Annotated in this window: 14 protein-coding genes; 7 read left to right on the top strand and 7 right to left on the bottom strand. The window is 61.6% G+C overall.

The annotated features are described in order from the left end of the window. Window positions 1-2: 2 nt before the first annotated feature. Complete coding sequence (locus tag PverR02_RS18105; protein ID WP_017846603.1) at window positions 3-221, top strand: DUF2970 domain-containing protein; 219 nt, start codon at window positions 3-5, stop codon at window positions 219-221. Here the strand turns inward: PverR02_RS18105 and PverR02_RS18110 are convergent. After that, complete coding sequence (locus PverR02_RS18110; RefSeq protein WP_079444080.1) at window positions 218-1,285, bottom strand: ABC transporter substrate-binding protein; 1,068 nt, start codon at window positions 1,283-1,285, stop codon at window positions 218-220. The genes PverR02_RS18105 and PverR02_RS18110 overlap by 4 nt on opposite strands. 422 nt (window positions 1,286-1,707) lie before the next feature. Between PverR02_RS18110 and PverR02_RS18115 the strand changes: the two genes are divergently transcribed. Both PverR02_RS18115 and PverR02_RS18120 read left to right on the top strand, forming a co-directional pair. Beyond that, window positions 1,708-3,366: a nitrite/sulfite reductase gene (locus PverR02_RS18115; protein WP_046383137.1), complete on the top strand. Its 1,659-nt coding sequence runs from the start codon at window positions 1,708-1,710 to the stop codon at window positions 3,364-3,366. After that, window positions 3,350-3,844, top strand: a complete 495-nt coding sequence (locus tag PverR02_RS18120) for a DUF934 domain-containing protein (RefSeq protein WP_017846607.1) — start codon at window positions 3,350-3,352, stop codon at window positions 3,842-3,844. Before PverR02_RS18115 ends, PverR02_RS18120 begins: the two co-directional genes overlap by 17 nt. A gap of 40 nt (window positions 3,845-3,884) precedes the next feature. Here the strand turns inward: PverR02_RS18120 and PverR02_RS18125 are convergent, their stop codons facing one another. After that, window positions 3,885-4,289, bottom strand: a complete 405-nt coding sequence (locus PverR02_RS18125; RefSeq protein ID WP_057005451.1) for a MerR family transcriptional regulator — start codon at window positions 4,287-4,289, stop codon at window positions 3,885-3,887. A 70-nt stretch (window positions 4,290-4,359) separates the two neighbouring features. On the opposite strand from PverR02_RS18125, the gene PverR02_RS18130 reads away from it, so the two are divergent. Continuing rightward, on the top strand, window positions 4,360-5,583 hold the full coding sequence (locus tag PverR02_RS18130; protein ID WP_079444081.1) for an NADH:flavin oxidoreductase/NADH oxidase family protein: 1,224 nt from the start codon (window positions 4,360-4,362) through the stop codon (window positions 5,581-5,583). A 77-nt stretch (window positions 5,584-5,660) separates the two neighbouring features. Further along, entirely contained in the window at window positions 5,661-7,385 is a 1,725-nt protein-coding gene (gene poxB / locus PverR02_RS18135) for a ubiquinone-dependent pyruvate dehydrogenase (protein ID WP_079444082.1), read from the top strand. 104 nt (window positions 7,386-7,489) lie between these two features. On the opposite strand, the gene PverR02_RS18140 is transcribed toward poxB, so the two are convergent. After that, the gene (locus tag PverR02_RS18140) at window positions 7,490-8,047 is read right to left on the bottom strand and encodes an NADPH-dependent FMN reductase (RefSeq protein WP_079444083.1); all 558 of its coding nucleotides are present in this window, start codon (window positions 8,045-8,047) and stop codon (window positions 7,490-7,492) included. A gap of 227 nt (window positions 8,048-8,274) precedes the next feature. Between PverR02_RS18140 and PverR02_RS18145 the strand changes: the two genes are divergently transcribed. After that, entirely contained in the window at window positions 8,275-8,511 is a 237-nt protein-coding gene (locus PverR02_RS18145; protein WP_079444084.1) for a hypothetical protein, read from the top strand. Window positions 8,512-8,574: 63 nt separating this feature from the next. On the opposite strand, the gene PverR02_RS18150 is transcribed toward PverR02_RS18145, so the two are convergent. Together PverR02_RS18150 and gspG are read right to left on the bottom strand one after the other, a co-directional pair. Further along, the gene (locus tag PverR02_RS18150) at window positions 8,575-8,919 is read right to left on the bottom strand and encodes a hypothetical protein (RefSeq protein ID WP_017846613.1); all 345 of its coding nucleotides are present in this window, start codon (window positions 8,917-8,919) and stop codon (window positions 8,575-8,577) included. A 103-nt stretch (window positions 8,920-9,022) separates the two neighbouring features. Beyond that, on the bottom strand, window positions 9,023-9,469 hold the full coding sequence (gspG, locus tag PverR02_RS18155) for a type II secretion system major pseudopilin GspG (RefSeq protein ID WP_057005423.1): 447 nt from the start codon (window positions 9,467-9,469) through the stop codon (window positions 9,023-9,025). Between the two features lie 151 nt (window positions 9,470-9,620). On the opposite strand from gspG, the gene PverR02_RS18160 reads away from it, so the two are divergent. Beyond that, a complete protein-coding gene (locus tag PverR02_RS18160) occupies window positions 9,621-10,514 on the top strand; it encodes a LysR substrate-binding domain-containing protein (RefSeq protein WP_017846615.1) in 894 nt (297 codons plus the stop codon). 5 nt (window positions 10,515-10,519) lie between these two features. Here the strand turns inward: PverR02_RS18160 and PverR02_RS18165 are convergent, their stop codons facing one another. Further along, a complete protein-coding gene (locus tag PverR02_RS18165) occupies window positions 10,520-11,089 on the bottom strand; it encodes a GNAT family N-acetyltransferase (protein WP_046383131.1) in 570 nt (189 codons plus the stop codon). A 20-nt stretch (window positions 11,090-11,109) separates the two neighbouring features. Then, window positions 11,110-13,365, bottom strand: coding sequence for an Orn/Lys/Arg family decarboxylase (locus PverR02_RS18170; protein WP_046383130.1), 2,256 nt, complete (start codon window positions 13,363-13,365; stop codon window positions 11,110-11,112). Between the last annotated feature and the right edge of the window lie 17 nt (window positions 13,366-13,382).

Consider the following 13,382-nt stretch of genomic DNA (forward strand, 5'->3'; position numbering starts at 1 on the left):
GTATGGACGATCCAGCCAACAACAAACCACCTACCCTGTGGCAGATGCTGCACAGCGTCGTCGCCGCCGCCTTTGGCGTGCAGAGCGGCAAGAACCGCGCCCGCGACTTTACCCATGGCAAGCCCAGCCACTTTGTGGTCCTGGGCATTCTGTTCACAGTGGTGTTTGCCTTGACGCTGTTCGGCATCGTCAAGCTGGTGTTGCTGCTGGCCGGGGTCTAGTGCAGCAACAGACGCATGCTGAAGGGGTAACCATAGGACGCAGGCTTGCCCAGGGCGGACAGTGCGCGGAAATTTACCGTCGGCATGGGCCCCAGCAAGCGCCGCGCCTGGGCGGAATCGATCAGTTGGAATAGCGCCTCCTGGCGGTCGCGCCCGCCGTGAGCGACGATGTCCACGCCCTTGGCATCATCATTGATCAGCACCATCGCCCACCCGCCCACGGTGAAATGCCCGGCGACCAGGGACGACAACTGCCCGTTCAGACGCGCCTGCAAGATCTCCGGCGAACTGTTGACCGCACTGAACAGCGCGTCCTTGCCAGGCACGCGCCCGCTGTCCCGAAACGCCTGCATGGCACCCAGCGCCATCTGATCGTTGGCCGACCACACCAGCGCCGTGTGCGGGTAACGCTTGAACAGCTGCGTCGCTTGCTCGAAGGCGCGCTCGCGGCTCCACTCGCCATAAACCAACTGACGCAGGCGCACCTCGGGGTGTTCGGCCAGCGCCCGGCGCATGCCCTGCTCTCGCAACAGGGCAACGGGAGTGGTCTTGATGCCGGAAAACGCCAGCAGGTCGAGGGATTCGCCGGGCGCAACACGGCCGTGCTGGCGCAACATGTCCTTGAGCATCAGGTAGCCGGCCTCTTCGTCGTCGGCGACCAGGCTGCCGATCAGATCGATGCCCGTGCGGGCGCCCAACAACTGCACCTGGTCGGCGGTCAGCGCGCTGTTCACCACCAGCAATTTGACCCCACTGCCCTGGGCCATGCGCAGAATCTGCGGGGCGACATACTGCTCATTGACCAGCACCAGATAATCCGGCCGCTCGCGGCCTTGCAGTTCCTCCCGGGCCTGGACCAATGTGGTGTGAAGATCGCGCTCGCCATAGCGCACGCGCAAATCCAGGCCGAGGTCCTTGGCCGCGGCCTGCATGAATTGCGCGTAACTGACCCAAAAGGTTTCCGTCGACATGCCCGGGTTGAGAAACACCACCGACGCTGCCTGGGCCACGCCACAAAATGCTGGCCCCAGCAACCACACACACGTAAACAGAACCTTCACCATGGTTATTCAAGCCTTGAACATTGACCGCCATGATACTGGCAATCGGACAGTCATTCGAGGCTCAGTCAACGCTGTTTACTGGTGGCCGACCCAGAACACCGCCGTCCCTACCACGAGAATGATCAGAAATAGAATGGCCCAGGCATCCACGGTACTGTCGGGTTTACGGGCTTTTGTCGGATGGCTCATCGCATCGCCTCTTGTCGGTTTTATAGGTGATTGCATTCAGACTCGCCCACAGTAAAGTCGATGATTGCCCGCATGACAAATGCGTGTATACCGACAATCGTTCCCATTAGTCGATTTGGTTCTTTGCATATATTCAAACATCACTTTTGCGCATAAACGCAAACTGGTATCGTGCCCCGGCTCCGTTGGGAGTGCGCGGCCGTGCGCGCAGATTTGCCGAGAACAGGACCTATATGTACGTATACGACGAATACGATCAGCGCATCATCGAGGACCGCGTCAAGCAGTTCCGTGATCAGACCCGACGCTACCTAGCAGGTGAACTGAGCGAAGAAGAGTTCCGCCCTCTGCGCCTGCAAAATGGCCTTTATGTTCAGCGCTTTGCGCCGATGCTGCGGGTGGCCGTGCCCTATGGCCAACTGACTTCGCGCCAGACGCGCATGATGGCCAAGATTGCCCGCGACTTCGACAAGGGCTACGCCCACATCAGTACCCGCCAGAACGTGCAGTTCAACTGGCCGGCGCTGGAAGACGTGCCGGACATCCTGGCTGAGCTGGCCACCGTGCAGATGCATGCCATTCAGACCAGCGGTAACTGCCTGCGCAACGTGACCACCGACCAATTCGCCGGGGTTGCCGCCGACGAACTGATCGACCCGCGCCCCTGGTGTGAAATCGTCCGCCAATGGACCACGTTCCACCCAGAATTCGCTTACCTGCCGCGCAAATTCAAGATCGCCATCAATGGCTCGACATCGGACCGTGCGGCGATCGAAGTACACGACATCGGCCTGGAGCCGGTCTACAACGCCGCCGGCGAGTTGGGCTTCCGTGTACTGGTAGGCGGCGGCCTGGGGCGTACCCCGGTGGTTGGCGCGTTTATCAACGAGTTCCTGCCGTGGCAGGACCTGCTGAGCTACCTCGACGCGATCCTGCGGGTCTACAACCGCTATGGCCGTCGCGACAACAAATACAAGGCGCGGATCAAGATCCTGGTCAAGGCGCTGACCCCTGAGGTGTTCGCGCAGAAAGTCGACGCCGAGATGGAACACCTGCGCGGCGGCCAGACCACCCTGACCGACGCCGAAGTCCACCGCGTGGCCAAACACTTCGTCGACCCCGAGTACAAAGCCCTGGGCAATCAGGACGCCGAACTCGCCGCGCTCGACCAGCAGCACCCAGGCTTCGCCCGCTGGCGTGTGCGCAACACCCTGGCGCACAAAAAGCCGGGCTATGTCGCCGTGACCCTGTCGCTCAAGCCTACCGGCGTCGCCCCCGGCGATATCACCGACAAGCAGCTGGACGCCGTGGCCGACCTGGCCGAGCGCTACAGCTTCGGTCAACTGCGCACCTCCCACGAGCAGAACATCATTCTCGCGGACGTTGAGCAGAGCCAACTGTTCACCCTGTGGGGCGAACTGCGCGAAGGGGGTTTCGCCACGCCGAACATCGGCCTGCTGACCGACATCATCTGCTGCCCGGGCGGCGACTTCTGCTCCCTGGCCAACGCCAAGTCGATCCCGATTGCCGAATCGATCCAGCGCCGTTTCGACGACCTGGACTACCTGTTCGACATCGGCGAGCTGGACCTGAACATTTCCGGTTGCATGAACGCCTGTGGTCACCACCACGTCGGCCACATCGGCATCCTGGGCGTGGACAAGAAAGGCGAAGAATTCTACCAAGTGTCCCTGGGTGGCAGCGCCAGCCGCGATGCGAGCCTGGGCAAGATCCTCGGCCCATCCTTCGCCCAGGAAGCCATGCCCGAGGTGATCGGCAAACTGATCGATGTGTACATCGAGCAGCGCACCGAAGATGAGCGTTTCATCGACACCTACCAGCGCATCGGCATTGACCTGTTCAAGGAGCGCGTCTATGCAGCGAATCATTAAGAACAACGAAGTCGTCGACGAAACCTGGCACCTGCTGCCCAAGGACGCGACCTTCGACGGCATCTCCAACTGCGACGACCTGATCGTGCCGCTGGCGCTGTGGCGCGAGCACGGTCATGCGCTCAAGGCCCGTGACGGCGGCCTGGGCGTGTGGCTGGACGCCGATGAAGAAGCCGAAGAGATCGGTGACGACGTGGCTCACTTCCAGGTCATCGCCCTGAACTTCCCGGCCTTCACCGACGGGCGCAACTACTCCAATGCGCGCCTGCTGCGTGACCGCTACGGTTACAAAGGCGAATTGCGCGCGATTGGCGACGTGCTGCGCGACCAACTGTTCTACCTGCACCGCTGCGGGTTCGATGCCTTCGCCTTGCGCCCCGACAAAGACCCGTATGAAGCGCTGGAAAGCCTCAAGGACTTTTCCGTGACGTACCAGGCTGCAACGGACGAGCCGCTGCCGCTGTTCCGTCGCCGTTAAGCGTTAGCATCGTGAAAAGCCCTGGCATGCCAGGGCTTTTTTATACATCGATTTTGATCGACGCCAGCACCTGCTTCTGCTCCATGGAACACGGCACCCCCTCCGGCTGCGCGCGCACCGCCGCGATCACGCCCAGCAACTGCGCCTTGCTGTGTGCCAATTGCGCCTGCATCCCTTCGATCTGCTGCACCTTACGCTCCAACGCCTCAATCAGCGCCTCGCGCTTGTGCTCGCCCGGCGCCGGCATCAGCGCCTTGAGTTCCTGCAAGGTAAACCCGGCCTGTTGGGCGCTCTGGATCAGTTGCAGGGTTTGCAGGGCCTCAGGGGCATAACGCCGATAGCCGTTGGCCTGCCTGCCCACTTGGCTGATCAACCCTTCGGCCTCATAAAACCGAATACGCGACGCCGCCAGCCCGCTCTGTTTCGCCAGTTCACCAATATTCATCGCCATGCCCGCTTGACATTAAAGTTAACTTTAAGCTTAGCCTGAGGCCTCCCCCCTTCAGGAGTCAACCATGTCACCTTTCGAACCCTTGCAACTGCCCAACGGCCAAGTCCTTGTCAACCGTATCGCCAAGGCTGCGATGGAGGAGAACATGGCCGACGCCCAACAAGCGCCGTCCCGTGAATTGAAGCAGTTGTACCAGGCCTGGGCGGATGGCGAGCCCGGCTTGCTGCTGACCGGTAACGTGATGATCGACCGCCGCGCCATGACCGGCCCCGGCGGCGTTGCGCTGGAGGACGAGCGGTCACTGGACAGCTTTCGCGAATGGGCCGCCCTCGGACGCAACAACGGCGGGCACTTCTGGGTGCAGCTCAATCATCCGGGGCGCCAGACGCCGGCCAACCTGCGCCAGCAAGCCTTGGCGCCGTCCGCCGTGGCCCTCGACCTGGGTATTTTTTCGAAGATGTTCGCCAAGCCCAGAGCTATGTCCGAAGACGAGATCCAGAACGTGATCACGCGCTTTGCCACCAGCGCGCGCCTGGCCGAGAAAGCCGGGTTTACAGGCGTGCAGATCCACGCAGCGCATGGCTACTTGCTCAGCCAGTTTCTCTCGCCCTTGAGCAACCGGCGCACCGATCACTGGGGCGGCTCGCTGCAGAACCGCGCACGCTTGCTGATGGAAGTGATCAAGGCCGTTCGCGCCAGTGTCAGCCCCTCGTTTTGCGTGGGGGTGAAACTCAACTCGGCAGACTTCCAGCGCGGCGGCTTCGACGCGGACGACGCGCGTGCCGTGATTGAGCTGCTCAATGCCCTGCCCATCGACCTGCTGGAGCTGTCCGGCGGCAGCTACGAAGCACCGGCCATGCAGGGCGAAGCCCGGGACGGGCGGACCCTGGCCCGCGAAGCGTATTTCCTGGAAATGGCCCGCGAACTGGCGACCCTCGCAAACATGCCGGTGATGGTCACCGGTGGCATTCGCCGCTTGCCGGTGGTGCAGCAAGTCCTCGACAGCGGCATCGCCATGGCCGGTATCGCCACCGCCCTGACCCTGGAACCGCAACTGATCAAACACTGGCGCGAAGGTCGCGACCCCAACCCGCAACTCACATCGATCAGTTGGAAGCGCAAGCCCCTCGCCGCCCTCGCCGTGGTGCGTCACCAGATGCGTTGCCTGAGCCGCGGCCATCGCCCCAATCCCAAGGTTGCGCCGTGCATGGCACTGGTCCGCGATCAATGGTTTATCGCCCGGCGCACTCGCCAATACCGCGCAACCATGACGCAATCTTCACATTAAGCACGGAGCATTCGCCGTGATCGAACTGTCCTCTATTGATCAGCCACTTTTAACCTCACTGACGATTGGAGTTCTTCATGGCGAAAATCAACCTGGCCCAGCAATTGGCAACCACCCTTGAACAGGCGGGCATCAAGCGCATCTGGGGCCTGACCGGCGACAGCCTCAATGGCCTCACCGACGCACTGCGCACCATGGACAGCATCGAGTGGATGCATGTGCGCCACGAAGAGGTCGCCGCGTTCGCCGCCGGTGCCGAAGCCGCCGCCACCGGCGAGTTGGCGGTGTGCGCCGGCAGTTGCGGGCCGGGCAATCTGCATTTGATCAACGGCCTGTTCGACTGCCATCGCAACCATGTACCGGTGTTGGCCATCGCCGCACAAATCCCGTCTTCCGAAATCGGCTTGAACTACTTTCAGGAAACCCACCCCCAGGAACTGTTCAAAGAGTGCAGCCACTTCATCGAACTGGTGACCAACCCCGAGCAGATGCCCCAAGTGCTGCATCGCGCCATGCGCGCGGCAATCCTCAATCGCGGCGTGGCGGTGGTGGTGATCCCCGGGGATGTGTCGCTGCTGGAAGTGGAAGACACGCTCAAACCCTGGCCGACCCTGCATGCGCCGCGCACCCTGCCGGCGGAACAGGACCTGCAACGCCTCAGCGAAATCCTCGACAGCAGCCAGAAAGTCACCTTGCTGTGCGGCAGCGGATGCGCTGGCGCCCATGCCCAAGTGGTGGCCCTGGCCGATGCCTTGGGCGCGCCGGTGGTACACGCCTTGCGCGGCAAAGAGCACGTGGAATGGGACAACCCGTTCGACGTGGGCATGACCGGCCTGATCGGTTTCAGCTCCGGTTACCACGCCATGCTCAATTGCGACACGCTGATCATGCTCGGCACCGATTTTCCGTACCGCCAGTTCTACCCCACCGACGCGAAGATCATCCAGATCGATCGCAACCCCCAGGCACTGGGTCGGCGCGCCACCCTGGACCTGGGCATCGCCGCTGACGTGAGCGAGACCATCGATGCACTGCTGCCGCGCCTGACCCGCAAGGCCGACCGCAGCTTCCTCGAAACGTCCTTGAAACACTACGAGAAAGCCCGCCAGGGCCTCGATGACCTGGCGCAAGCGTCGAAGGCCAACCGGCCGATTCACCCGCAATACGTGGCGCGCCTGCTCAGCGAACTGGCCGACGACGATGCGATCTTCACCGCCGACGTCGGCTCGCCCACCGTGTGGGCGGCGCGCTACCTGAAAATGAACGGCAAACGGCGCCTGATCGGCTCGTTCAACCACGGCTCGATGGCCAACGCCATGCCCCAGGCCATCGGTGCCCAGGCGGCTTTCCCCGGGCGACAGGTGATCTCAATGTCCGGCGACGGCGGTTTTACCATGTTGATGGGGGATTTCATTTCGCTGGCGCAGCTGAAACTGCCGGTGAAGGTCATCGTGTTCGATAACGCATCACTCGGTTTTGTCGCCATGGAAATGAAAGCCGCCGGCTACCTTGAGGCCGGCACCGAGCTGAAAAACCCGGACTTCGCCGCCATGTCCAACGCCATGGGCATCCTGGGCATTCGCGTGGAGCAATCCGAAGACCTCGAACCGGCCCTGCGCCGCGCCCTGGCCCATGACGGCCCGGTGCTGGTGGACGTGGTGACGGCGACCCAGGAATTGGTGATGCCACCCAGTATCAAGCTGGAACAGGCCAAGGGTTTCAGCCTGTACATGCTCAAGGCAGTGATGAGCGGGCGCGGGGATGAAGTGATCGAGCTGGCGCGCACCAACTGGTTACGCTGATGTGAACACAGGCTGACGGGCTTGCTCGCGATTGCGCGGCTTCAGTGCACGCATCTTCAACTGATACATCGCCATCGCGAGCCAGCCCGTTTCCACATCGGCGATCAGCCGTTCTGTTTTTCTACCCACTTGCCGTAGGCATCGATAAACGCCTGCAGGAACGGCTTGGTTTTCTCCGACAGCTTGCCCGCCTCGTCGAACACACTGCCCGCGCCGCCCAGGTAGGCTTCCGGCTGCTGCATGCACGGCACGTCGAGGAACACCAGGGACTGGCGCAGATGGTGGTTGGCGCCAAAGCCGCCGACAGCCCCCGGCGACACACTGATAATCGCCCCCGGCTTGCCGCTCCAGGCGCTTTGCCCGTAAGGGCGCGAGCCCACATCGATGGCATTCTTCAGCGGGGCGGGCACGGAGCGGTTGTATTCGGGGGTCACGAACAGCACTGCGTCGGATGAACGCACTTGTTGACGGAAAGTACTGTAGGCTGCGGGCGGTGATGCCCCGTCGATGTCCTCGTTGTAGAGCGGCAAATCGCCAATTTCGACAATGTTCAATGTGAGGTTGGCGGGGGCCAGTTCGGCCAACGCCAGGGCGACCTTGCGGTTGATCGACTCTTTTCTCAAGCTGCCCACCAGGACGGCAATCGTGTAGACCTTGCTCATTGAGGTTTCCCGACGTCTGACTAAAGGAGCTTGTAGTTATAGAGCCTTCGCGACGCGTTCACCAGAAGGTTTTGATAATTCCCCCGGCGTCTGCCTCGCGACCACCCGCGTAGGAAGCGTCTGAAAACATCAACGAATAGTATTTTTTTTCCATAGGTAAACTACCCCGCTCCATGACGGTCTACAGAACCGCAAATCGAGTGTTTATCTCCAGAGGTTCTAAACAGATGGCAGCAGTACTTGTCGGACAGTTCCATGCCAGAGACGCAGAAGGACGCGTGTATTCGGTGCATGAGTTCCAGGAATCCACCCCGCCGCTAGACGGCCTGGCTGGCTCGCCGCCCACCACAACCTACAAGCTGGCCATTGGCGACCGTGTAGAAAAACTGGAAGGCGATGAATTCAAATTGATTCAGTCCGGGACCATTATCGTCCGCGAATCGGAAACCGTCCGCGCGCAATAAGCTTGAGCCCCCGAGCGTACCTGCTCAGTCCTGGCCATTGACGGCATTGACTGGGCCGGGCGATCACGGGCGGCGAACCTCCGTCACTTCAATCCCCGGGTCTCCCTCAACCTGTTTGAGCGTGACCATCAGTCGCCCCTTCTCGCCCTCGACGTCATACATCAAGCGCTTGTAGCCCGGCGTACCATACGCGGGATACGCCACCACCTGCCTGACCAGCGTGATGCCCAACACCGCACCCACCTGCGCGCCCACCTGTTCCTGGGAACGGATGAACGCATCGAGTGCGAGGTTTTCGGACGTAGTGTCGTCGGGATTGCTCAAGAGATAAGCGGCCACGCCTCCCACGGTCACCAGGACCAGCAGTTGCCTGGCCGTTACCCCGAAGAAGTTCGCGGGCATCGGCATTTGAGACCAGACCTGTTTTTGTTGTAAGTACCGGGTAACCGGCATTGGTCGTTGATGATCAGACGAACCATTCTAAACAGGTCGATGGGTAATGCCAGATGAATCAGTTGTCGCCGTAGGTAATATCCTTGTTATCCCCGACACCGCCCAACGTCCGATCCTTGCCGAAGGAGAACAGGTCGAACGGAACCTGGGGTTGGCTCGGCGGAAAGTGATACTGATAAGCAACACCCCACGGATCGGTCAGCAGCTCCTCGTTGACATAGGGGCCTTTCCAATTCGCGTCGGCGGCAGGCGGCTTGATCAACCCCTCCAGGCCTTCCTCATCGGTCGGATAGCGGCCAGTGTCTTGATGGAAGTGCTCGACGGCCTTGCCCAGCTCGGCGACCTGGGCCTTGGCCGTAGCGATTTCCGTCAGGGTCATCTCGCCAAACAGCCGCGGCCACAATGCCAGGGCCAACACGCCGATGACGACGAGTACCACCAGCACCGCCCACCGCGTAAAGCCGCCGTGGGTGCGCCGGTTGCCGACTATGACTGGTGCAGACATTCTGAGCTCCCTTGTCGCTCGGTTGATACGCTCGTTATATGCCCTGCTTGTTGCAGTTGCGCAAGGCTAACGTAAGTCGATGCGAATCAACGCTCCCGCTGTTTTTTTCCAGGCCATTGAATCCCGGCCCTGCTGACCCTAGACTCCGGCCATGCGTTTACGTCATATCGAAGTGATTCAGGCCATCTTGCAGACCGGACACCTCGGCACGGCCGCCGAATGGTTGCAGCTTTCTGTGGGCGATGTGGACGCGACGCTCAAGGACGCCGAGCAGCAATTGGGCTTTATGTTGTTCGCCAGCGTGCGCGGACGCCTGCAGCCAACACGGGAAACCCTGGAGTTACAGGCGCAAATCGCCCATGTGTATGAAGCGCTGGAGCCGGTACAACGCTTGGCCAGCCGCCTGAAGCACCATCACGCGCCAACCCTGCGTGCCCTGTGTACGCCGCCCCTGGCCAATCAACTGCTGCCGCAAAGCATCGCCGTGCTGCGCCGACGCTTCCAGGACACGCCGTGCAACCTGTCGAGCCAGCCGACCCGCGAGATCGTCAGGAGCCTATTGCTGCACGAGGCCGACGTGGGCCTGAGCCTGCATGACCCAGAACATCCGCAAATCCAAAGCAGCGTATTGGCCCAGGGCAAACTGCAACTGCTCGCGCCCCATGGCTGGCTCAAACCCAAGCAGAAGTACATCGCCCTGCAGGACCTGGCCGGGCAGTCGATGATCGGGCTGGAGGGCCAGGACCCGCTCAGTCGCCTGCTCGACGCCAAACTGCAAGCCCTGCGCCCGCTGCCGGTGGTGCAGACGCGGGTGCAGACTTACCAGATGATGCGCAGCATGGTGGAGGCCGGCGAAGGCCTGGCGATCGTCGATCCGTTCACCGCGTTCGGCGCCCGGGAGGCCGGGCTGGACGCGTGCCCGGTATCGCCGCCGATCATGGTCAGCCTGTATGCGCTGACCCTCCGGGAGGGCGTGACCTCACCGGCACTGAATGCACTGCTGGAGATTGTCACGCAGAAAGCCGAAGGCCTGCTCGCGAGCTGAACGCGTCAGACCGCCTCGACTTCCGTCTTGAACAAGCGATACCAGAAAATCGCCACCTCACGGGTTTGCGGGTCGATCCCGCGATAGCGCAGGTGGTCGATCCCGCCCACCACATACCCACAACGCTCATACAGGCGGCAGGCGCCGAGGTTGTTGTTCTGGGTCTCCAACATCATGCCCGGCAGGTTTTTCTTGCGACTCCAGAACTGCGCCACGTCCAGCAGCGCCTTGGCCACGCCGTGACGGCGCGCGGGCAACGCCACGGCCAGCTCATCGACGTGCGCGAAGCCATTCCAATTGGTACTGACCACGACATGCCCGACCGGTCTGTCGTCCAGAAAGGCCATGAAGACCGCGCTGTCGGGCGCGTCGCGAAAGCTGGCGAACTCCTCCGGGTCGATGCCGTAGCACTTGCGGTACGGCAGGATGCGCTCCACGAGCCACTGTTCGACCCGCTTGCCCAGCTCCGGCACGCCATAGGCGCTGACCTCAAAACTGAAATCATTGCCCCACACGTAGGCGTCGAAGCCCTCGTCGGCGACCCGCACACTGAGCCCTGGATACTTCGGGTTCATTACAGCTTGCATAAACATCCTTATCCCTTGATGCAATCGACGGTGTAACAACGACCACTGCCGTCGTCTTCGTGTTGCAACCCATGAACATCCGCGACAAAGCCGGGGAAACTGCTATCGAACGTGCGGGCAAAGGCCAGATAGTCGATGATCGAACGCGTTGACTCGGTAAAGCGCTCACCCGGCATGATCAACGGAATGCCCGGCGGATAAGGCACCAGCATCACCGCGGCGATGCGCCCAGCCAAGGCGTCGATGGACACCGCCTCGACGTCGCCCCTGACCAATTGGTCATAGGCGTCGGCCGGTTTCATCGCGATGTCGGGCAACACGGTGTACATCCGCTTGAGGTGTTTGGCGGTGGCGTTGCTACGGTAACAGCTATGTAATTGGTCGCACAGGTCGCGCAGCCCCAGGCCTTGATAACGCACTGGGCCCTGGGCAAATACCGAAGGCAGGCAACTGGCAAGGCTGACATTGGCGTCGTAGTTGCGTTTGAATTCCAGCAATTCGGTGAGCAAGGTACTCCATTTGCCCTTGGTGATGCCCATGGAAAACAGCACGAGGAACGAATACAGGCCGGTCTTCTCCACCACCAGACCACGCTCCCAGAGGAATTTGCTGACCACCGCAGCGGGAATCCCGCAGTCGCTCAACGCGCCGCCGGCAGTGAGCCCGGGCATCACCAACGTGACTTTGATGGGGTCCAGCAGCACGTAATCTTCGGCCACGTCGCCAAAGCCATGCCAGTCATCCTCGGGCTGCAACAGCCAATCCGCCGTGGCGACCCGGTCGATGCCGGCCACGGACGGCGGCTGCCAGATGGAAAACCACCAGTCTTCGGCGGCGATGTGCTGGCGCAGGTTGGCCAGGGCACGGCGGAAGCTCAAGGCTTCGTCGAACATTTCCTGCAGCAGCGAGCGCCCCGCCGGGCCTTCCATCATCGCCGACGCCACGTCCAGCGAGGCGATGATGCTGTATTGCGGCGAGGTGGAGATATGCATCATGAACGCTTCGTTGAACCGATCGCGGTCCAACTGCCGCGCGCCGCCGTCCTGCACATGGATCATCGAGGCCTGGCTGAACGCCGCCAGCAACTTGTGCGTGGAATGCGTGGTGAACACCAGCGGGCTGTCCGGCGTGCGCGACGTGCCCATGCCATAGCGCCCGGCAAAGAACTCGTGGAACGCCGCGTAGGCGTACCAGGCCTCGTCGAAGTGCAGCACCTCGACACTGTTGCCCAATTGCTGCTTGATCAGCTCGGCGTTGTAGCACAGGCCGTCGTAGGTGGAGTTGGTGACCACCGCCAGCTTCACTTTCGCCGGCCGCCCGCGGGTCAATGGGCTGGCCTCGATCTTGGCGCGGATCGACGCGGGGCTGAATTCACTGAGGGGAATCGGGCCGATAATGCCCAGTTCGTTGCGCTCCGGGCACAAGTACAGCGGGATCGCGCCGGTCATGATGATCGAGTGCAACACCGATTTGTGGCAGTTGCGGTCGACCAGCACCAGATCATCTCGAGCAACCATCGAGTGCCAGACGATCTTGTTGGCGGTCGAGGTGCCATTGATCACAAAGAAGGTGTGATCGGCACCGAAATTCCGCGCAGCACGCGCTTCGGCTTCGGCCAGCGGCCCGGTGTGATCAAGCAGCGAGCCCAGCTCCGGCACAGACACGGACAGGTCGGAGCGCAGCGTGTTTTCCCCGAAGAACTGATGAAACGCCTGCCCCACCGGGCTTTTGCGATAGGCCACGCCGCCACCGTGACCGGGGGTGTGCCAGGAATAATTGGAGTCGGCGGTGTGTTGCACCAGGGCTTTGAAGAAGGGCGGCAGCAGGCCATCGAGGTACGTGCGCGCGGCTCGGGCGACTTGCCTGGCGAGAAACGGCACGGTGTCTTCGAACAGGTAAAGAATGCCGCGCAGTTGGTTGAGTTCGCTCATCGCATCAGCCGGGGCGTTTTCCAGGGTGACTTGTTCACCCAGGGCGAAAATCGGCAGGTTGGGCGCCCTCAGTCGCGCCAGGCGGATCAGTTCGACCATGTTTTGCAGCAGATGGGTGTTTTCCCCAGCACCTTCGGCGGCGATCAGCATGCAGGCCAGGCCATGGTGGGTCGAGGCCACCAGCCGGCCTTCGGCGTAGTCCACCGCAGAAAAGATACTGAAGCCCTCTTGTTCCAACTCTTGAGCGATACCCCGAACCCGGTCGCCGGCAACGGTGTCGGCCTTGATGTCGCGATGCACGATAAGGATGGGGAACTTCAGGTCTTTGTACATGGGGGCTTTGAGTCCTG

The sequence above is a fragment of the Pseudomonas veronii genome, from assembly GCF_002028325.1.
Taxonomy (GTDB): domain Bacteria; phylum Pseudomonadota; class Gammaproteobacteria; order Pseudomonadales; family Pseudomonadaceae; genus Aquipseudomonas; species Aquipseudomonas veronii.

Excerpts from the sequence above, each read along its gene's own strand:
- PverR02_RS18105 (WP_017846603.1), top strand. The coding sequence starts at position 3 with ATGGACGATCCAGCCAACAACAAACCACCTACCCTGTGGCAGATGCTG.
- PverR02_RS18110 (WP_079444080.1), bottom strand. The coding sequence starts at position 1,285 with ATGGTGAAGGTTCTGTTTACGTGTGTGTGGTTGCTGGGGCCAGCATTT.
- PverR02_RS18115 (WP_046383137.1), top strand. The coding sequence starts at position 1,708 with ATGTACGTATACGACGAATACGATCAGCGCATCATCGAGGACCGCGTC.
- PverR02_RS18120 (WP_017846607.1), top strand. The coding sequence starts at position 3,350 with ATGCAGCGAATCATTAAGAACAACGAAGTCGTCGACGAAACCTGGCAC.
- PverR02_RS18125 (WP_057005451.1), bottom strand. The coding sequence starts at position 4,289 with ATGAATATTGGTGAACTGGCGAAACAGAGCGGGCTGGCGGCGTCGCGT.
- PverR02_RS18130 (WP_079444081.1), top strand. The coding sequence starts at position 4,360 with ATGTCACCTTTCGAACCCTTGCAACTGCCCAACGGCCAAGTCCTTGTC.
- poxB (WP_079444082.1), top strand. The coding sequence starts at position 5,661 with ATGGCGAAAATCAACCTGGCCCAGCAATTGGCAACCACCCTTGAACAG.
- PverR02_RS18140 (WP_079444083.1), bottom strand. The coding sequence starts at position 8,047 with ATGAGCAAGGTCTACACGATTGCCGTCCTGGTGGGCAGCTTGAGAAAA.
- PverR02_RS18145 (WP_079444084.1), top strand. The coding sequence starts at position 8,275 with ATGGCAGCAGTACTTGTCGGACAGTTCCATGCCAGAGACGCAGAAGGA.
- PverR02_RS18150 (WP_017846613.1), bottom strand. The coding sequence starts at position 8,919 with ATGCCGATGCCCGCGAACTTCTTCGGGGTAACGGCCAGGCAACTGCTG.
- gspG (WP_057005423.1), bottom strand. The coding sequence starts at position 9,469 with ATGTCTGCACCAGTCATAGTCGGCAACCGGCGCACCCACGGCGGCTTT.
- PverR02_RS18160 (WP_017846615.1), top strand. The coding sequence starts at position 9,621 with ATGCGTTTACGTCATATCGAAGTGATTCAGGCCATCTTGCAGACCGGA.
- PverR02_RS18165 (WP_046383131.1), bottom strand. The coding sequence starts at position 11,089 with ATGAACCCGAAGTATCCAGGGCTCAGTGTGCGGGTCGCCGACGAGGGC.
- PverR02_RS18170 (WP_046383130.1), bottom strand. The coding sequence starts at position 13,365 with ATGTACAAAGACCTGAAGTTCCCCATCCTTATCGTGCATCGCGACATC.